Below are 19,093 nucleotides of genomic sequence, written 5' to 3' on the forward strand. Positions count from 1 at the left end.
GCTTAGTCCTCTTTGGTCAGCATGATATCGCCGAGCGCACCGATCACGGCCCGAAAGCCCGGCGGCACCAAAACAGTCGCCAAATCGTGCTCAATAACAGTTGGCCCTGACTGCGCCCAGCCCTCTTCGAGATCAGTGCGGGCAAATATGGGGCAATCCGGCCACCAACTCCGTTGGAATCGCAAATCGCGGCGCGATTTGGGACTTGCGGAACGGGCCGGCGCTTTCGCGTCCGCCATCGCATGAGGTTTTGCCTGCCGGCCAAAGGTCCTCACCATCAGCTCATTGACAGCTATGGGGGCGCCAACATCGGCATAGCCGAACAGTTTTTCATGTTCGGCATGGAACGCGGCCGCAAACCCAGCCAGGCCTGCGCCACTACGCAAAGTATGTGTCACGTCTACCGGAATGGTAAAGGACTGCGCCGCATAACGCGCTTCGGCCAAGTACAGTGCGTCGATTTGCTCGACCTGCCCCCGCGGCGCCTGATTCTCAACCCAATTTTTCCCCTCCCCCGCCAGTTCGTCGAAGACCCGCACCATTGCATCAGAATCCACAGCCATCCCAGCGACGCTGCGTACTGCGTCGTGCACCAGATCCGCCGCCAAACAGCCAAACGCACAGAAGACGGAAGAAAGACGGGGCACAAGAATGCGCTTGATTCCCAGTTCTTCGGCAAGCAGCGGACCATGGATACCGCCTGCACCACCGAAGATCATCAGCGTGAGGTCGGCAGGACCACTGCCGGCGCGCGCCAGAAAAGGCACCACCTTAGCCAGCATATTGCTCGTGGCGATCTCGATGCAGCTTTCCGCCGCAGCAATAGCGTCGCTGCCGCCCGCTTCCGCGATGGGCGCCATCACTTGCTCTGCCAGCTCGCGCGACAGGGGCAAGCGCCCACCTAACAAGCCGCGCGGCGAAAGATAATTGCACAGCAGATATGCATCAGTCAGCGTCGGTGCGGTGCCTCCGGTGCCATAACAGGCTGGACCGGGCTTCGAACCGGCGCTACGCGGCCCCACCTTCAGCACCTTGCCGTCCAGCCACGCGATTGATCCGCCACCAGCGCCCATCGCCTCGATCGCGGTCACGGGAAGGAGCAACGGGAAATCCCCCACCTCCGCCTGCGCGGTCAACGTTGGGCGGCCCAACTGTACAAGCGCCACGTCGGTTGACGTGCCCCCCATGTCCATCGTCAGAACGTTGGCGTTCTCGGTCCATTCGGAAAGCGCGCGGGCTGCGGTCACGCCGGCCGCCGGACCTGATAGCAACGTGTGCACCGGCAGGCGGCAGGCTTCGGCCGCCGACATCACGCCGCCATTCGATTTGGTCACCAGCAGACGCGCATTCGGCAACTGGCGACGCAAGAAACTGTCGATCTCGCCGATATAGCCGGCCATTACCCGCTTCACGTACACGTTCAGCAGCGTCAGCATCGCGCGTTCATATTCCGACTGCTGCGGCCAGATCTCGTGCGACGCCATAATGTCAAGATCGGCGAAACTAGCGCGGGCAATCTCTAGCACCCGCGCCTCATGGACTGGGTTGCGGTAACTATGCAAAAGGCAGACACCAACTGCGGTGGCGCCCTGTTCCCTTGCCTGGGCTATGGCCGTGACAACGGAGTCAGCATCCAATGGCGTTTCAATACTGCCGTCGGCGCGCAGCCGTTCATCCACTTCAAACACCATCGGCCGGGGCACCAGCGGCTTCGTCCGGCGATTGAACAGATCTGTTGGCTTGTCCAAGCGCAGCCGGGCAATATTGAGGACGTCCCGATAGCCCCGCGTTGTGATTAATGCGATTGGCGGTTCCGACCGTTCGATGACCGCGTTCGTGCCGACCGTAGTGCCGTGTACAACCAGCACAGGGTCGTCCTCCCCCACGCCGTGGCGTTCGACAATGCGGTCCAGTCCCTCGATTACCGAACGAGCAAATTGAGGACGTGAGGTTGGAATCTTCTCCGCGTCGATCTGCCGATAGCCGTCGGCTTCATCACGCCAAATGGCAAAATCGGTGAAAGTGCCACCGATATCGACCCCAATCCTTAGCATAATTTTTTCCTATTGCTATGAGGGTTTCAAAATCGCGCCTCGAAGGGACTTCAAGCAGCCCATCCTGGATACCGGGCGCTCAGTATCCATTTCGCGAGTATAGCAGCAGAAAGAAGCCTCTTTCTGCGATTGGCGCCCTATACACGCCGCAAATCAGCGTTTTTTCTCGCATCCATGGTGACGACTGCAGGTGAGATGGAAGGTTTGTTGCTCTACGGTGTTCAACGGCGTCCAGGGTTCGAGAGATTGAACGGGATCGAAGACAGGTGCATAGCGTATAAATGACAATTCAGGTGCCGCTGCGGCCTGCTTCTTGCAGCAGGGCTCCATCGGAGACTCTTGGATGATGCTCATGTTGAACAGGAGGCCGAATCCCGTGCCGCCTCGGCCCGCCCGATCGAAGGCGCCTGGCCGTCCGTTTGGGTGGATGCGACTTCGCTGAAGGTGCGCCGCGGTGGCCGTGTCATTTCGGTCCCCGTCATCTTGGCCCTCGGCGTCAAAACCGACGGCCGGCGCGAGGTGCTCGGCATGGAGGTCGGCACCTCGGAGGCCGAGGCGATTTGGACGGAGTTCCTGCGCAAGCTGACCCGGCGCAGCTGCGTTGTGTGAAGCTGGTCATCTCCGCGCCCATGAGTGAATCAAGGCGGCAGTTTCCAAGGTCCTGTGTGCCACCCGGCAACGCTGGAGGGTGCATTTTGCCCGCAACGTGCTGGCCCATGCCGGCAAGAGTGGCCGCGGTGTCGTCTCGGCCTTCATCGCCACCGCCTTCGCCCAGGAGACGCTGAGGCCGCCAGCCCTGCAGTGGCGCGCCGTCGCCGACCAGATCCGACCGAAGGCGGAAGCTCGCCCTGCTGCGGCTGCTCTGGTCGGAGATTTAGAGTCAAGGGGCGATAAGACCTTTGAGGTCTACCCGGAAGGGTCGATCGCCGACTGGCACAAGAAGCACCACCAGATTTCGTGCTTGAAGCCGCGCATTGTGACGTGAAACGCCTGGCTCAACTCTTCGAGCAACTCCTTTTGGAGGGTTTCACCTTGCCGCGCCCCGCCCTCTTGTTGAACGGCTATGCACCCATCAGCGTGACCTTCGATCCGTCTGAAAACCGCGACCATCTGAAGTTCGTCGGATCGACGATCGGCGAGCGCCCGGTGACGATGTCTGCCATCAGCTTGCCTGCCGCTGGTGCGATACCGAAGCCATGGCCCGAGAACCCGGTCGCGACATGAAAGCCGGGGACGGCATCGACCGCGGAAATGACGGGGATGGCGTCGGGCGTGACGTCGATATAGCCGGCCCAGCGCTGCGCGATCTCTGCCTTGTCCAGAACCGGAAATGCCTTGCGGGCGTTCAAAAGGGCAACCTCGCAGCTTTTCTTCGACGGCTTGGGGTCGAGCACACGGCAGTATTCGAAGGGACTGGCCTCATCCATTGTCCAACGAGTTGGCACTCTTGCCTCTTCGACGAAACGGCCTCCCAGACGGAAATTCAGCGATCGCCACCCCATCCACAAGGCCGGGAGAAAGTCGCGCGCGTAACGAAAGGAGTTCGGGACGATGTCAACAACACTGGTGGTGGAAGCGAGGGTATATCCGCCATCTTGGCGCTTGCGCAGGGCGAAATTGCTTGCCCACACCGCCTCTTCCGGTCCGTTGTCGACCGACGTCGTACGAAGGACCGTGCTCATGACGTTCAACTGCGGCAGATCGAGACCAAGCCTTCCGCAAAACAGGTTCGACCAAGCCCCTCCGGCGAGAACGACCGCCCTGCAGGCAATGAAGCCGCGTTCGGTGACGACGCCCGAGACGGCGCCGTTCGTTGTCTCTACGCCGCGCACTGCGCACTCCGTAAGAATGGTGGCGCCGCGCTCGCGCGCGGCTTCGGCAATAGCCGGGGCGGCCTTCTGCGGCTCGGCGCGGCCGTCGGCGGGTGTATATAGCGCTCCCTTGACATCAAGATTGGAGCCGGGGAGGAGGTCACGCAGTTGCGTCGGTCGGATCATTCGCGACTCGATTTGATAGCCTTCTAAATGACGTCCCCAACTTGCGTACTGTTCGTATTCCTTGTCGTTCGTACAAGTGAAGACAATACCTGCGCGCGTGTAGCCAATATCTCGGCCCGTTCGAGTTGAGAGACTCGCCCAGATGCGCAGGGCTTCCGCCATCAGCGGGATCTCGCGCGGATCCCGACGAGAGATGCGTAACCAACCCCAATTGCGACTTGACTGCTCTTGGCCTATCCCGCCCTTTTCGCACAAAGCCACCCGCAAACCGCTTTCAGCAAGTTCAAGTGCGGAGGACGCGCCGACGATGCCGCCGCCGATGACGACGCAGTCCACATCCTTTGGCAATTCAATGTCCCCATGAACGGGGACGACGAACGGTCCGGGCATGCTCAGTAGAACTCCTCGAGCTGGCGATTGGTGGAAGATTCCGCGACGCTTGCATGATTGGCTAGATCGATGAGCATCCCGACGGTACGTGCGAGATCATCGGGATCGGTCATCAGCGCATCGGCGCGATCGGTAATGCTAAGCCATATCGGTGGCGATGTAATCGGGGCATACGGCCGTGGTTCGAATTCCAAGATCCACGTCGCTCTGGCAGCGGCTGATTGCCAGCATAGATTTTGCTGCTGTGTTCCTTCGGCATTTGTCTAGTACCTGCAAGTCCTTGATTAGGGCAGGAAAGTCGTGCAATTGGCCAATTCGCTCACAGCACATCAAAGCATCTTCCGTCGTCATCCGCCTCGCGATCTATGCACGGAAAGCGAAGGTGTTTTCGAGCGGCGAAATCTTCTTGGTGCGGATAAGCTCGGCCAACTCGACGGCTGGCTTGAGGCCGACTGTCTGAGAATCCATGCGATCATGCGGCGGTACCCTTGCTATGCGAGTTTCAAAATCGCGCCACGGATCAGCTTTGAGACTTTCGCTCTAGCCAGTCCTTGACACCGCAACCGATCAGTGCCCGCTTAGTAAATGTAGCAGCGTCAAATGGCCCGCTTTGCGCGAATCATCCCTAATGCACGCAGGAAATCGGCGTTCTTCCACTGATGGCGCATGTAACCGACCATTTGGCACCGGCGCGTTTTTGCGCTGCCGGGCGACGAGCCTGTCCCGACAGGCCTGCCCTTGGCACTCACATGGCGAACACTGGTCAACCGGATTGTGTACGGCTACGGCTTCATGGATTATCTCCTCGTATTGTAACGGATCCGAGGTTGAGCCTGTTTCCAATACGAGCATTTCTGGCTCGCTCGGTTGAAACTCACATACGGGTCGCCGCGCCGGGGCGACTGCACCCCTTATCCCGCATACGGCGGCTCAGCACGCGGTCGCGTAATGCCACAGTGCGACCAGCAGTTTACGTGCCACGGCGACGATCAGCGGCTTACGCAGCCGCCCACTGTTGCGCTTGACCCGTTGCTTGAACCACTGGCTGAGGGCCGGTCTGGTCGCAGCCACAGCCAGGCCATCTGCACCATCGTTCCTCTCAGCCGCGGATTGCCTGTTTTTTAGACGCCTTGCTTGTGATCGACAGGTTGTGTGCGTCAAGTTCTGCAAAAAGGGGCGGCCATAGTGCTGGTCATGCGGCTTGGCACAGAGCGAGCATCTTGTGCTCGCGCAGGTCGTCCATGTTGATGTAGCGGTTGGCCTCCATCCAGTTTTCGTTGGTCTCGACGGCCAACGCCCTGACCAGGCACAGGCAGCTTTCGGCGTTTGGGGAGATACGCAAGACATAGGTGCGCCGGCGGATTTCCTCGTTGAGACGTTCGAGCATGTTGGTAACCGGTATGATCATGACGGTGCCATCCGATCCCCGCTGGAGATGAGCGATTTTCGGCGTATGGTGCGACCATCCGGGACAGGGGCACCGGGAGCACGCCAAGTGCGCGCAGGCCGATCAATTCGATGAGCTGCGAGCTCGCGTTAGTAGCTGGCCGCCCTGCGACCTGCCCGGTTGCGCCGAGAGCGCGGATCGGTAGGTGTCGCGTCGCCCGCCGCTCCCGACTGTTTGAGGAGGGAGCCACGTGTGATTGGAATGGACATCCACCGCACCTTTGCAGAGGTGGTGGTTTGGGAAGATGGTCGGCTGCGCCATCACGGACGGGTCGACATGACCCGCTCGGGACTGGAAGGGTTCGGCCGCAGTTTGCGACGGACGGATGAGATTGTCGTCGAGGCTACGGGCAACGCCATGGCGGTGGTGCGGGTTCTGTCGCCCTATGTCGGCCGGGTGATTGTCGCGAACCCGATGCAGGTGAAGGCGATCGCCCATGCCAGCATCAAGACCGACAAGATCGATGCCGGCGTTCTGGCGCAGCTCCATGCCAGCGGCTTTCTGCCGGAGGTCTGGGTTCCCGATGAGCGGACTGAGCGGCTTCGCCGCCTCGTCGCGCGGTGCAACCAGGTCGTGCGGCATCGCACGCGCGTGAAGAACGAGGTGCATGGCATCCTGCAGGCGCACCTCGTGCCGAAGTGCCCGCATGCCGATGTGTTCAACCGTCGGGGTCGCGCGTGGCTCGAGCAGCAGGTGCTTCCCGACGACGAGCGGACCGCTATCGCCCGCCACATCCGCGAGATCGATCGCCTGGCCGAGGATCTGGCTGACCTCGATCGCGACATCGCCCGGGAAGCGGTTGATGATGTGCAAGTCCGGCGGCTTCAGACGATCACCGGCGTCAATGCCATCGTCGCGAGCGGTATCATCGCCGCCGTCGGCGACATCCGGCGGTTCCGCGAGCCCCAGAGGCTGGTGAGCTACTTCGGCCCCAATCCGCGTGTGCGCCAATCCGGTCTTGGGTTGGAGCAATATGGCCGGATCAGCAAACATGGGCGTTCCCATGCCCGCCATGCTGGTCGAGGCCGCCTGGGCGGCGGCGAAGGCGCCCGGACCACTCAGGGCCTTCTTCCTACGCATCCGCAACAAGCGTAGCCACCAGGTCGCAGCCGTGGCGGTCGCCCGCAAGCTCGCGGTCTTGATCTGGCATCTGCTGACAAAGGAGCAAGACTACTTCTGGGCTCGCCCGGCGCTGGTCGCGGCAAAGCAGAGGCAACTCGCTCTTAAGGCTGGCGCGCCGGGCGAGCGCGGTGTCGGTCGCCGCGGTTCGGCTTACGCCTACAACGTGAAGGAGTTGTGAAACAGCGAGAAAGCCGCGGCCGAGAATGCCGAGCGTGCCTACGAGCTGATGGCTCGGCATTGGCGGCCACGCGGGCCGAAGCGGCGCACGGACGCCACAAACGAGGAACGACTATAAGGCTGCGTGGCGGCACTCTCATCCCCTACACCACTCTTTTCCACGTGGTCGTCCGTGCCGGACAAATATAGCATAAGGAATGTGGCGGCACGACCGACGCCTCGGTCCGCTCCAGACTAGTGCCGTGCTCGACGCCGTTAAGGCGTGGCCTGGAAACCCCGCAGCCGGCCGTGCCGCCAATCGCACCGGCCAGCCTTGACGGCGTCTCGACACGCTCGCACGGGAAATCCTGTAGGCCGGGGCGAAGAAACAGCTCACCTGAAGCCGAACAAAGAAACGCACAGGAGTCGAAAAAGCCGAAATCACGCTTGTCGATGTCATCCGTGGATTTCAGATGCTTGTGGTGTTGGGGCGGCAGGCGGAAGAAGGTCAGCGTGTACTCGATGGTCTCCTCCACCCACGTCGTCAGCCGCGGATAGCGGCCCGACCATTTGGCAAGCCATGCGGCGAGATCGGCCTTGGCCTCGGCAAGATCGCGCCGGTCATAGAGCCAGCGTAGCTCCTGCAGGCAGTCGTCGCCGTGCTTCGTCGGCAGGTGATCGAGTGCGCTCCTGAGGAAGTGCACGTGGCTGCGTTGCCGATCGCCGCGACCAGGCCGGCATGGTCGTCGGACACGACCAATTCGACGCCCCTGAGGCCGCGCGCCTTCTGGGCGTCGAGGAAGTCCCTCCAGGCCGAGCGGCTCGCGCGATTGGCCATCGCCACGGCCAGGATCTGGCGCCGGCCGTCCCAGTCGATGCCGACCGCGATCAGCACCGCCTGGCTCATGACGATGCCGGCTTCGCGCACCTTTTCGTAGCGAGCATCGAGGATAAGGTAGGCAAAAGGCTCTTGAAGCGGGCGCTCGGCAAAGGCCTTCAGGCTCTCGTCCAGGCGCTTGTTGATGGCCGAGATAGAAGAGGCCGAGAAGGCATGACCGCAAAGCTCTTCCGCGGCCGGCCCGGTCCTGCGGAACACGCAGCTCAAGCTTGCCAACACGGTGACAGGAGTGCGGCCATAATAGCCCGAGCGATAGCCGAGCCGCTCCGGTGTGCGCTCGCCTTTCGAAGCACCCACAGCCTCGTCCATCTCGGCCTCGAGCACCTCCTGCATCACCGCACGGATCACTTCGTGCAGACCCTGCGGGTCCGAAAGCAGAATGTCTTTGACGGCGGCGCTGGCGGTCTTACTTTCAGTCTTGGTCATGGTGGCGTTCCTTCCAGGGAATCGGTGACGTTGAACATCATCAGCGTGCCATGACCGCCCTCTCTCAGCGAATTTGCAGAACTCTCAGCACACTCCCGATCGACAGAACCGCTGCCAGGTACGAGGCGTTGTAGCCCCCGCTCATTCTTCCGCCCGGGCGAATTAGATCTCGGAAACGCCACGCTTGCCGCCATCGCGGCGCAACTGGATGACTACGGGCAAGACCATGCGGATATAGGACATCAGGTCGAGCCCGGAGTAGCCGGCCCTGCTGCATCATCATTGCCAACTGCTCATAGGCGCCGAGCGGGGTGTCGGCATGGGCCGTCGACATCGAGCCCGGATGACCCGTATTGATCGCACGCAGGAACGAGAAAGCCTCCGCGCCGCGAATCTCGCCGACGAAGATCCGGTCAGGCCGCATGCGCAACCTCAAGCAAGTGCTGGATGGTCACACTGGCCGTCCCCTGATCGCCGGGGGACGCCAGGAGATGGACTGAGTTCGCATGTGGGGGGAAGAGTTCGCGCGTATCCTCCAGCGTGAGGATGCGATCCTTCGGATCAATGCTGTTCAGGCATGCGTTGATGAACGTCGTTTTTCCCGAAGAAGTCCCGTCGCTGATGAGAATCGAAACCCGCCTGCGGATGGCGGTGTCGATGAAATCGTAGATCGCATTCTCGCGCAGATTGCGCATTTCGCAAAAGCCGGACAACGATTCCGCTAAATCTCGGCTTTCTTCCAACCATTTCCAGTTCCTGCAATCCAGAAACTGTCCCCTATTTATTTGTCTCAGTCGAGGGGTGCACTCCAACGGTGTCCGGGACTTAGCGGAAAAGGTGTCCGGAACTTACTGAAACACGCACGCAGATGGCTAATCAGTTTGCGCTCGGTGTCGTTCAAACCGCCGAGGGCGACGGCCACCTTTCCGAACGCGCGGGGCGGCGGCAAGCGGCGGACGAACATGCGCGAGGTGGTCAACGGGCTGATGTATGTGCTGTCGACCGGCTGCCAGTGGCGGGCAATCCCGAAGGACCTGCCGCCGCGCTCGACGGTCTATGACTACTCGACTTGTGGACCTGGGACCGCACGCTCGACCGCATTCATCACGCGCTCTCCGTAACCTGCCGGAAACAGGCGGGGCGTGAGGCTTCTCCCACCGCATCCATCATCGACAGCCAGAGCGTGAAAAGCGCGGAAAAGGGGCGCGCCGGATCGACCCGCATGGCTACGATGCGGGCAAGAAGATCAAAGGCAAGAAGCGGCATACTCTCGTCGATACCCAAGGTCTCCTGATGCACGCCCTCGTTCATGCCGCCACATTCAGGACCGCGATGGCGGCGTGGTGGTGATGGCAATGCTTTTCGGACTCTATCCCTTCCTGCTCAAACTCTACGCCGATGGCGGCTATCAGGGGCCGGAGTTCCAAAAGGGGCTGATGAAGACGGTCGCCCAAGTCAATGTCGAAATCGTTAAGCGGTCCGATCAAGCCAAGGGCTTTGTCGTCCTGCCCAGGCGCTGGGTCGTGGAGCGCACTTTTGCTTGGCTTGGCCGCTGCCGCCGCCTCGCCAAGGACTGGGTGTGCCTCAACACCAGGGCGCTCGCCTTCCTTAAGCTGGCCTCCATCCGCCTCATGGTCAGAAGGCTTTGTAATTAATCATTAAGTCCCCGGACTGACTCTAATCCTCCGAAAATGTCGAAGGAAGCTTGCCCATAGCGCCGGTAATCAAAACGTTGCAACACATCCAAGATATATTGTCTACGATAAGAGTCTCTGGCAACGGCAGTCGAATTCCAACGTGCTACTCCCAGTTCATCGCTGCGACCCGCATGAAATTGCCACCGAGTATTCCGCTAATGTCCTTGTTCGAGAAGCTCCGAGCCGACAAGGCGGCCGTGAGTTTCGGGAATACTTCAATGTCGATGAAGCCAAGGTCAGATCCACTTGGATAATGTTCCGGCGGCCAGTAGTTTTTGGCGTTGTCGAACCGAGATTCCAGCGCGTTCGTGATTTCTGCAAAGTCGGTTCCGATGCCCACATGTTGCGGGCCGACCAGCTCACAAAGATAATCGATGTGGCGCGCGAGGAGATCGAGGTCCGACGTATTGTCGCCTGCTTTTGCCAGGTAGATTCGAATTCCTGTGACGCCAATCACGCCGCCCGTATTGGCGCAGGCAATGGCTTGTTCATCCCAAATATTCCGCGGATGCTCATGCAGCACCCGGCTATTTGCGTGACTAATGACAATCGGCTTGGACGAGGCTTCGGCCATGTCGATCGCCATTTTGGCGCTACAATGAGATCCGTCCACAAGCATGCCAACACGGTTCATCTCGTTGATAACATCGCGACCAAAGGGAGTTAGTCCGGTGTTTTCGCCGTGGCAGCCGCCACCCCCCTCGTTGTCCAGATTGTAAACAAAGCTGATTTGGCGCACGCCCAACCGATGGTAAACCTCAACAAGATCCGTCGTCCCATTTAGCGCGGACACGCCCTCAATATCCATGGACACCGCGAGCTTCCCGTCTCGCTTGGCGGCGATAATGTCGCCAACGTTGGACAAGAGGGTATATTTGTCACTGTTTTCGCCTAGCCAACGCCGATAGGCGCCGATCACCGGAAATGCCTGTTGCCAGGGTAACACGTCGTAACCAACATTGGTGCTGACATATGTAAATCCAGCCTTCCGGATGCGTTCCAACGAGTTCATGTCGGGTGGTACCTGCGGGTCGATCCCGCAATGTGCATCCCAGATGATGCTGTTTTGGAATAGGTCATCTACGTTCAACCGGCTCACATCCATCGAATTCACTCCTTCTGCTTGCTGCAGCACACTATGGACGGAAACTAGACTAGTTAACCGGCTGGCTGAACTCCTGCCGTGGCCGCAGCAGTGATCTCGACGGAGCCTTCCTTACGGTTCGGAACCCGAAGTTCCGCAGGTCGAGGCATGTGCCCATACACGACACCGTCATAGCCGAGCTACGGCGTTATCTGGCGGTTCGCGTCATGGTGCGCTCACCGAGGACTCACCGCTGTTTCTGTCTTCGGCGGGCGGAATCACCTGAACGCCGTGCTCATCGCGGCAGAATCGCCCCTACTCCTAAAGCGCGGGCTTTTCTGATCGCCAATCCTGCCAAAGCCAGATCGGCGACCCCAAAACCTTGGAAGCCGAACAGGGCTCTCATTGGCGCACGTGGCCGCGACGAGCCAGAAGCAAGATGGACAAGATCATCCTCAAATTTTACAGAATCAACAAGTGTTCCTGATGCACCAAGTGGTGATGTATATTGCTCCAAGCTGTCTGTGACGAGTCGGTCGAAAGCAGCGAACGTTTCCGGCCGCCAACTTCTGCCTCCGTCGACGGCGGAGGCGAATGCAGAAGACGGTAGAGATCGGGCGTCCAGAAACGGTTTCAATCCGGGCGAACCCGGAACCATGGAGACCACGATCTCGCTTTGACTCAACAGCTCCTCGGGACCGGTTGCAATAATCGGATCTAGCTGTTTTTCGGAAGCAGCAGTCGCAATTCTCTCAGCTGAGCGGACGCTCCGACTTAGGAGATAAATCTTGCGTAGCGACGGAAACAGGTCGACAAACGCTTCAAGATGGCTAAAGGCCTGCAGGCCGCAGCCGATCAAGCCAATCGTTGCAGGTGTCTCAGGCGCGAGATAAATCGCTGCCGCCGCAGACATCGCCGCTGTCCTTATTAGCGTGATCGAATTGCCATCGAGAACTGCAATGGGCGCTCCCGTGTTGTAATCGCTCAAACAGACCAAGCCGTTAATTAACGACCTTGTTTGAGTCCCTTCGACTGGAATAATCGCCACCCATTTTACCGCAGCGATGCTGTCGCCCTCGGATGCAGAGCTCATCGAGATGAACCAAGAATACGGATCGATGGTAATGATGGATTTCGGCAAGCCGACATTGCGGCCAGCCGCGTTGTCACGAAAGGCACTAATAACTGCCTCACGTGCCTCGGTAGGGGTAATTTGCAAGTCTTGGATATCCGCACTCGACAGATAAAGTAGATCTGTTGACATCGCTGGTACTTTCTTTTCATCATGGTAGCCCGAAAACATCTCGGGCAAAACATCTGCGCCTTTGACTCGCATTAAGTGCAAGGCTGTGTCATCGAATCATTTCTGTACGGCTATGGAACGGGTCTTCGTTGCCTCCTGTTCTGGGGTCGGGCCCTAACAATTGGCACCATTTTTTCAACCCTGTCTTTTGTCAGATCTTGCAGTGAACATAGCATTGTACCCGATTGGCGGCTGCAAAGTTTCTGTTAATTCAATTTGTATGTTTTATTGCAAGGCTGAAATACAACGAAAAGAGAGCTGGCGAGTAGCTGGGCAGGCGGCGAGACCGTGACGTGATCAACTCGATGGAACTTATGTCGCAGCGGCAGCCACGCACCTCAGACTCAAGGCGCTCGAATATCGCGATGCTTGCGTCACTCGAAGGTTGAAAATTTCTTGTCCATAGTGGCAATCACCTTGTTCATAGGGGCGATCTATTGCGAATTGGCAACCTGCAGACCTGGGTGCCGGGGCGCTATTGCGATGAAACAGGCGAAGCGTTGATAGAACGAAGTCCGGCAGCGGCAGATGGGCTGTTTGCGCGAACGATCCTCCCTAACCGCAGGAACGGTATAGCGCGGCGGGGAGAGCCGGCAGCTGCCGGACTTCGTTCAATCAACCGACCAGCGTCCGCGTTTCCACTCTCTAGTTCCGTCAAACAGCTAGCCTAAGGCGTCCGAAAAACCGGTAGCAGGCCAGATGTCGTCAACTACCAGATGCCGTAGTATCGGTGCTTTGCCGCAAACTCTAGAAGCCATGGTGTGTTCAGCGCGCTGATTAGGGTGCATCGACATGCAGAGCAAAGTCACGACCCTAGAGGTTGCGAGGTGCATCTGTGCGGCAGACGAGTTCGGGCGCAAGATGGGCCTTCACATTACGATGGGCGACGATTTTGAGGCGTATGTTGGGATCACCAGCAGGCTTCCCGGCAAGTCACCGACGTATCCAAGCTTCCGCTCCGACTGTTCTGATCTTCCGCCTGGAAAGGCCTTTTGGATCGTAGGGCGGGATCGGGAAGGGAGAGTAGCGCATGTCCAGGCACTGCGTTTAGATCATCTATCCAACACAGACCTTGCTGAGCACCTTGGGTCGCTCAGAGCCTGGTTCGCGGATCCTAACCTCAAAGTCGGACCAGGCTCCTCGTCTCGCTGCGATGCGCCGACTGCGCGCAGCATAACCGGGCTGGTCGCGTATCATGGCGACATCTGGTTGCGCGAGGACTTCAGAGGCCGCGGACTCTCTACCTTTATCGGTCACATTGCATTCGGACTGGCTTGGGCTAACTGGGCGCCGGACTTCATTTACGTGCTGGTTGCCGGCTGGCACATCGAAAAAGGCGTAGTCGATCGCTACGGCTATCTTCATTGCGAGCCGCACGGATCAGTCCTGCACTTGCCTGCGCACGGGATAGATGACGACGATTGGCTCATTTGGTTGACGCGAGACGAACTGTTGAAGACGCTTCTTCATCACTGCGGGCGCCAAATTCCCGGTATGGGCTTCGCGCTCGTGTTTAAATCCCTCCAATCCTATATGGGAGCCAAAAATGGTCGCCACAAAATTGAATTTCAGCTTGGATGAATATCGAGCGCGGCTTGGCAAAACGCGCTCTGAGATGCAGAGGCGCGGCATTGATATCCTCATCCTTAGCGAACCGGCGAACATGGCTTGGCTAACGGGGTATGATGGTTGGTCTTTCTATAATCACCAAGCGGTCATCGTGCCCCCAGAGGGTGACCCGATCTGGTGGGGTCGGTGTTCGGACGAGAACGGCGCCGGGCGAACGGTTTATTTTTCGGACGATAACGTCATCAGTTATGCTGACAAGTACGTCCAGACGCCTGTTTGTCATCCGATGAAAGATCTTTGCAAAGTGCTTGTCGACCGCAAGCTCGACAAGGGCGTCATCGGCCTTGAGAAGGACAATTACTATCTGTCCGCGACCGCCTTTGAAACTTTGGTTTCACGGTTACCCAATGCCAAATTCATTGATGCGACGGTGCTCGTGAACTGGCAGCGAGCGATCAAGAGTCCGCAGGAACTCGAGTACATGCGGAAGGCGGGACAGATCGTGACCCTCATGCATGAGCGCATCTTGGGAAAGATGGAACCGGGCATGCGCAAGTGTGACCTTGTTGCAGACATTTACGATGCTGCGATCCGGGGGACCCGCGAGTTTGGAGGTGACTACCCGTCCATCGTACCTATGCTTCCGTCGGGCGCCGATTTAGCGGCGTGCCATCTCACATGGGACGATCAGCCTCTCCGTAACAACGAGGGAACATACTTCGAGATCGCGGGTGTCTACAAGCGCTACCATGTTCCGACCGCGCGGACCTACTGCCTGGGCAAGGTGCCGCAGCATTTCTTGGATGCGGAGAAGGCCACTCTCGAAGGTATGGAAGCGGGCCTCGCGGTTGCCAAGCCAGGCGCAACTTGTGAAGACTGGGCCGTAGCTTTCTTTGATGTCCTTGAAAAATATGGACTGGAGAAAACTACTCGAGCCGGCTATCCAGTCGGGCTGTCATACCCTCCGGATTGGGGTGAACACACGATGAGCTTGCGGCGAGGCGACAGGACCGCGCTCGAGCCCGGCATGATCTTTCACTTCATGACTGGCTTCTGGTACGACGACTGGGGATTCGAAATAACCGAGACCGTTCTCATCACACCTGACGGGAACGAGTGCCTGTCGAAGGTACCTAGGAAGCTTTTCGTCAAAGACTAGTATCCGCACCGAACCGTTCCGAGCGGGGGTGTTCAGCGCTTGTAGCCACAGTAGACCAACCGAGCTATACGGATCTAGCAGGCTGTTGAAGAAGGATCACGTTTAGCCTTGAGGATAGCCTCTTCGCCGTTGCGATAGGCGAAGGTGATGCCGATCGAGCCGTCGTCGAGCAATTCTGCGGAGCCGTCGCCAGTGACTTCGTCCATCTCATCGAAGCCGGCCCATGTGAAGAAGACCATTGAGGGCCCGTACCCGAGATCGAGGGCCGGCTTGCAGGGCGCCAAAGGCGATCTCACCGTGGTTGTCGGCCCCAATGGTGATCGTGGCGGGTCCGCCGAGGTCGAGATAGCCGCGATCCCACAGGTCAGCTTCGATGATCCGCCAGCGGCCGATCAGTTGACAGCCGGCAGGTGCGATCATGTCGGCACCGCCAGCAGCTTCGGCAACCGCACGAGATTGTAGGCGGCGGCGTTGAAAGTGAAGGCCCATCCGACGCGGTCGCGGCCACGCAACTTCGTCTTCGCCTGTCCGGCGACCGTCTTGATCCATCCGAACGCCTCTTCAATGCGCTTGCGAATACGCTGACTGACAGCATAGCCGCTATGCCGCGTCGTGCGCCCGTCGATCGCCGAACTCCGGCCGCCGGTGTTCTGCGCCACATGCGGCGTCACCTTCAGCTCATTGATGAAGTCCTGCGCGTCATAAGCCTTGTCGGCACCGAGTGTGATTGTTTGCGGACGGTCCGCACGCGGTTCGATCATGTGCAGGGCCGCCACCCGCTCGGCATGCCCGTCGGCAAACGTCAGGCAGGCGTCGACCAGAAGGCCATGGCGGTTCTCCATCAGCCCATGCCCCATGAAGCAGAGCTTCGCCTCCTTGCCCCGCCCTTTGCGATAGAGCCTGGCGTCGGGGTCGGTGGTCGAGGCGTGCGTCTCGTTCGATCGCCTCTCGCCGTGGAAGTCCGCTTCCGCATTGCGTCCGCCGCCGTCTGCCGGCGGCTCGCCATGACCACCGCTTGGGCCGTCCTTCGGCTTGACGCTCTTCATCGACGCCCAGGCCTCGATCAGCGTGCCGTCGACCGAGAAGTGATCCGTCGACAGAAGCTTCTTCACCTTGGGTTGCGCCAGCACCGCCGCCAGGAACTTTGCAGCGATGTCGCCCTCCAGCAGCCGGTCACGGTTCTTGGAGAACACCGAATGATCCCAGGCCGCATCGTCGACGCCAATCCCGACGAACCAGCGGAACAGAAGGTCGTATTCCAGCCGCTCCATCAACAGCCGCTCCGAGCGGATCGAGTAGAACGCCTGCAGCAGCATCGCTCGCAGCAGCTTCTCCGGTGGGATCGACGGCCGCCCAATCGGCGAGTACAGCGCCGCAAACTCCCGCTCCAACGCCGAAAGCGCCTCATTCACAATCGCCCGAATACGGCGCAACGGATGATCGCGCCGCACCCGAGCCTCGAGGTCCACGTAGCTGAACAGTTCGCCCGTCTGTCCGTCACCACCCCGCACGATTCACTCCCACCTCTTCGTGGTCAGAGTGAATCACGAACCTGAGACTGTCGCGAGCCCTTTTTCAACAGCCTGCTAGGACGGCACGTTCCCCAAACCGCCGATGAGAGTGCTCTCGGAGCTTTGTCACGGCGGGCCCGAGTCAACGTGGGCCAGGCAGACAGTGCGAGCGGGCTCACGCTTGAAGAGCCTGTTGCGCAATTGGGCGGGAGGCTTGGGATGAGCGAAAGAGAGGTGCATCGGCTGCGCGGTCATCATCCAAGCGATCTTGCGCCTGACCCATGAGCAGGGTCTTTCGGTGCGTGAAGTGTCGGAAGGGCTGAAGATCAGCAAGACGACAGTATCGACCTATTTGCTACGGGCGCGGGAGGCCGGGCTGTCATGCTGGCCTCTGCCGCCCGGCGTAATGGATCCCCAGCACGCCGATGCCAACTGTCCAGGCAGGGATGACGATGCCGAACTGCGGGCCGACGAAATAGACAAAGAACACCTGCAGCAACAGCGGCGTGGAGCGGATGAACTCCACGATCTCTGCCATAGCTGTAGAGACGTAGCGGTTCGGTGACTGGCGGATCAGCGCGAAGACCAAGCCGAGCACCAGTGCAATCGCGAAGCCGAGCAGCGTGGCCTTAATCGTGACAATCGCCCCCCGATAAAGATACGGGAACGCCTCCCAGACGTAGGACCAGTCCCAGATGTTCATGCCTGCGCTTCCCGCACGAAGCCGCGCGAGAAGCGGCGTTCAAGCCAGCGCACGAAGGGCGTGATGAGGGCGCGCGCGATGACATAATAGCCGAACAGCGCCACCGCGAAGAACAGCAGGTAGTTGCCGGTGGCGTCGGCCGCCAGCTTGGAGGCGGTGGGTGAGCTCGGTGATGGTGATGAAGAAGACGAGCGAGGTACTCTTAAGCAGATCGATCAGCAGGTTGCCCCAAGCGGGCAGCATGGCGCGGATCGCCTGCGGCAGGAAGATACGCCGCATCGCGGTGAGCCGCGGCAAGTTGAGCGCGACGCTGGCTTCATACTGGCCGCGGTCGACGCCCTGGATGGCGGCGCGGACCAACTCGGCGCCGTAACCGGACACATTCATGCCGACGCCGAAGATTGCGACGGTCCAGGGTGACAACGCGACCCCGAAGATAGGCAGCACGAAGAACCACCAGTAGACCTGCACCAGCATCGACGTTCCGCGGAAGAATTCAATATAGACGACGCCGAACCAGCGCAGCGGCCAAAGGGGCGAGATCCGGATCAGGCCGACTATCAGCCCCAGGATGACCGCCACCAGAGATGCCGCGAGGGTCACGACGAGGGTGACCATGACGCCCTTGGCGAGCGCCGCCACGCTGAAGCCGAGCGCCTTTCACCCGCCGGGCGCTCTCCGGCCAGAGACGCGGAGGCGGTGAGGCGTATGGATGGCAATTTCCGGCCTGGCTTCAACGCTTGCAGAGCTCGGCTGCCGTGGTGCCGTCTGACAGGGTGGCTTTAGTGTAGCCGTATTTGCCGACCGACGCCATCATCTCGTCCGAACCGATATAGTCTTTCAGCACGGCATTGAAGGCGTCGACCTCCGCCTGCTGGTTGGGTAGGAAGGCGAGCCCCGAATAATAGCTGTTACCTATCGGGACCAGCTCGACGCTGTCGTCTTTGTCAGTGAACTCCTTCATGGTGAAGTAAGCGCCAGAACCCGCGGCGACACGGTCGGCCTTCACAGCCTGCAGGATTTCCGCCGGGCCGGCGACCTGCATGATCTTGTCATCGGGGACGCCGAGTTTGTGTATGAGCTCGATTTCGCTGTAGCCTGCGCCGGTGACGAAGGTGGGGCCCTTGTCGTGTACATCCTGATAGGAGTGCAGGTTTTCCGGATTGCCCTTCGGCACAATCAGCGCGTCGGTGGCCTTGACGATCGGTTCGGCGAACAGCACGTTGCAGCAGCGCTCCGGCAAGATGTACATGCCGCCCGTGATGACATCGAAGCGCCCGGCCTGCAGGCCGGGAATGAGCGAGCCCCATTCGGTCACGATCGGCTCAACCTTGGTCGTGCCCAGCTTCTTCAGCATGTCGATCGTCATCGCATTGACGAAGCCGAGTGGCTCGTTGTTCTCGCCGGGATAGGCCCAGGGAACCTCGTTGGAGAAGCCGATCCGGACCGTTTCTCCGTTCTTGATCTTCTCAAGCAGAGACTGCGCCGAAGCCGAACCGGCAAACGAGGCTCTGCGCTTCCTTTCCTGATGCTTGTGGCTGTTCACACAGACCACGTTTTATCATCAGCTCGAAGCG

Annotated in this window: 12 protein-coding genes and 8 pseudogenes; 6 read left to right on the plus strand and 14 right to left on the minus strand. The window is 59.7% G+C overall.

Annotated features, from left to right (window positions below; all coding sequences use genetic code 11):
• Nucleotides 1–2: 2 nt before the first annotated feature.
• Nucleotides 3–2,054 carry a hydantoinase/oxoprolinase family protein gene (locus JN280_RS34390; RefSeq protein ID WP_202308748.1) on the minus strand — a complete coding sequence of 684 codons (2,052 nt, stop codon included), beginning with the start codon at nt 2,052–2,054 and terminating at the stop codon, nt 3–5.
• A 390-nt stretch (nt 2,055–2,444) separates the two neighbouring features.
• Here JN280_RS34390 and JN280_RS34395 point away from each other — a divergent pair.
• Nucleotides 2,445–2,934: pseudogene (locus JN280_RS34395) on the plus strand (transposase); the annotation flags it as partial.
• A 181-nt stretch (nt 2,935–3,115) separates the two neighbouring features.
• Here the strand turns inward: JN280_RS34395 and JN280_RS34400 are convergent.
• The 3 genes and pseudogenes from JN280_RS34400 to JN280_RS34405 form a co-directional block, all read right to left on the minus strand.
• Nucleotides 3,116–4,441, minus strand: coding sequence for an NAD(P)/FAD-dependent oxidoreductase (locus JN280_RS34400; RefSeq protein ID WP_202308749.1), 1,326 nt, complete (start codon nt 4,439–4,441; stop codon nt 3,116–3,118).
• 930 nt (nt 4,442–5,371) lie between these two features.
• Nucleotides 5,372–5,586: pseudogene (locus JN280_RS39760) on the minus strand (IS110 family transposase); the annotation flags it as partial.
• Between the two features lie 47 nt (nt 5,587–5,633).
• Nucleotides 5,634–5,834, minus strand: a pseudogene (locus tag JN280_RS34405) (transposase); the annotation flags it as partial.
• Between the two features lie 255 nt (nt 5,835–6,089).
• Here JN280_RS34405 and JN280_RS34410 point away from each other — a divergent pair.
• A pseudogene (locus JN280_RS34410) lies at nt 6,090–7,305 on the plus strand (IS110 family transposase).
• Nucleotides 7,306–7,330: 25 nt separating this feature from the next.
• Here the strand turns inward: JN280_RS34410 and JN280_RS40425 are convergent.
• Both JN280_RS40425 and JN280_RS34420 read right to left on the minus strand, forming a co-directional pair.
• Nucleotides 7,331–8,490, minus strand: a pseudogene (locus tag JN280_RS40425) (IS256 family transposase).
• A gap of 162 nt (nt 8,491–8,652) precedes the next feature.
• Nucleotides 8,653–9,179 (minus strand): annotated as a pseudogene (locus JN280_RS34420) (ATPase, T2SS/T4P/T4SS family); the annotation flags it as partial.
• A 237-nt stretch (nt 9,180–9,416) separates the two neighbouring features.
• Here JN280_RS34420 and JN280_RS34425 point away from each other — a divergent pair.
• Nucleotides 9,417–10,145: pseudogene (locus tag JN280_RS34425) on the plus strand (IS5 family transposase); the annotation flags it as partial.
• Nucleotides 10,146–10,290: 145 nt separating this feature from the next.
• Here the strand turns inward: JN280_RS34425 and JN280_RS34430 are convergent.
• Nucleotides 10,291–11,292 (minus strand): dipeptidase, encoded by a 1,002-nt coding sequence (locus JN280_RS34430; RefSeq protein WP_202308750.1) that lies wholly within the window; start codon nt 11,290–11,292, stop codon nt 10,291–10,293.
• Between the two features lie 274 nt (nt 11,293–11,566).
• Complete coding sequence (locus JN280_RS34435) at nt 11,567–12,574, minus strand: ornithine cyclodeaminase family protein (RefSeq protein ID WP_202308751.1); 1,008 nt, start codon at nt 12,572–12,574, stop codon at nt 11,567–11,569.
• 792 nt (nt 12,575–13,366) lie between these two features.
• Here JN280_RS34435 and JN280_RS34440 point away from each other — a divergent pair.
• Together JN280_RS34440 and doeA are read left to right on the plus strand one after the other, a co-directional pair.
• Entirely contained in the window at nt 13,367–14,155 is a 789-nt protein-coding gene (locus JN280_RS34440; RefSeq protein WP_244742499.1) for a hypothetical protein, read from the plus strand.
• A complete protein-coding gene (doeA, locus tag JN280_RS34445; RefSeq protein ID WP_202308752.1) occupies nt 14,121–15,302 on the plus strand; it encodes an ectoine hydrolase DoeA in 1,182 nt (393 codons plus the stop codon). The genes JN280_RS34440 and doeA overlap by 35 nt, the downstream gene beginning before the upstream one ends.
• Nucleotides 15,303–15,376: 74 nt before the next feature.
• Here the strand turns inward: doeA and JN280_RS40065 are convergent, their stop codons facing one another.
• From JN280_RS40065 to JN280_RS34455, 3 genes are read right to left on the minus strand one after another with little or no spacing between them, the layout of a single operon-like run.
• Nucleotides 15,377–15,508 (minus strand): hypothetical protein, encoded by a 132-nt coding sequence (locus JN280_RS40065; protein WP_274609048.1) that lies wholly within the window; start codon nt 15,506–15,508, stop codon nt 15,377–15,379.
• Between the two features lies 1 nt (nt 15,509).
• On the minus strand, nt 15,510–15,722 hold the full coding sequence (locus JN280_RS39770; RefSeq protein ID WP_244742480.1) for a hypothetical protein: 213 nt from the start codon (nt 15,720–15,722) through the stop codon (nt 15,510–15,512).
• Nucleotides 15,719–16,813 carry an IS5 family transposase gene (locus JN280_RS34455; RefSeq protein WP_202308717.1) on the minus strand — a complete coding sequence of 365 codons (1,095 nt, stop codon included), beginning with the start codon at nt 16,811–16,813 and terminating at the stop codon, nt 15,719–15,721. The genes JN280_RS39770 and JN280_RS34455 overlap by 4 nt, the downstream gene beginning before the upstream one ends.
• Before the next feature lie 238 nt (nt 16,814–17,051).
• On the opposite strand from JN280_RS34455, the pseudogene JN280_RS34460 reads away from it, so the two are divergent.
• Nucleotides 17,052–17,258, plus strand: a pseudogene (locus JN280_RS34460) (sigma factor-like helix-turn-helix DNA-binding protein); the annotation flags it as partial.
• Here JN280_RS34460 and JN280_RS34465 read toward each other — a convergent pair.
• The 3 genes from JN280_RS34465 to ehuB form a co-directional block, all read right to left on the minus strand.
• Nucleotides 17,193–17,516, minus strand: coding sequence for an ABC transporter permease subunit (locus JN280_RS34465; protein ID WP_244742502.1), 324 nt, complete (start codon nt 17,514–17,516; stop codon nt 17,193–17,195). The pseudogene JN280_RS34460 and the gene JN280_RS34465 sit on opposite strands and share 66 nt — an antisense overlap.
• Nucleotides 17,517–17,555: 39 nt before the next feature.
• Nucleotides 17,556–18,158 carry an ectoine/hydroxyectoine ABC transporter permease subunit EhuC gene (gene ehuC, locus JN280_RS34470; protein ID WP_244742505.1) on the minus strand — a complete coding sequence of 201 codons (603 nt, stop codon included), beginning with the start codon at nt 18,156–18,158 and terminating at the stop codon, nt 17,556–17,558.
• A 91-nt stretch (nt 18,159–18,249) separates the two neighbouring features.
• Nucleotides 18,250–19,071, minus strand: coding sequence for an ectoine/hydroxyectoine ABC transporter substrate-binding protein EhuB (gene ehuB, locus JN280_RS34475; RefSeq protein ID WP_342216140.1), 822 nt, complete (start codon nt 19,069–19,071; stop codon nt 18,250–18,252).
• Nucleotides 19,072–19,093 lie beyond the last annotated feature (22 nt).

This window comes from Mesorhizobium sp. L-8-10, from assembly GCF_016756635.1.
Lineage (GTDB): Bacteria > Pseudomonadota > Alphaproteobacteria > Rhizobiales > Rhizobiaceae.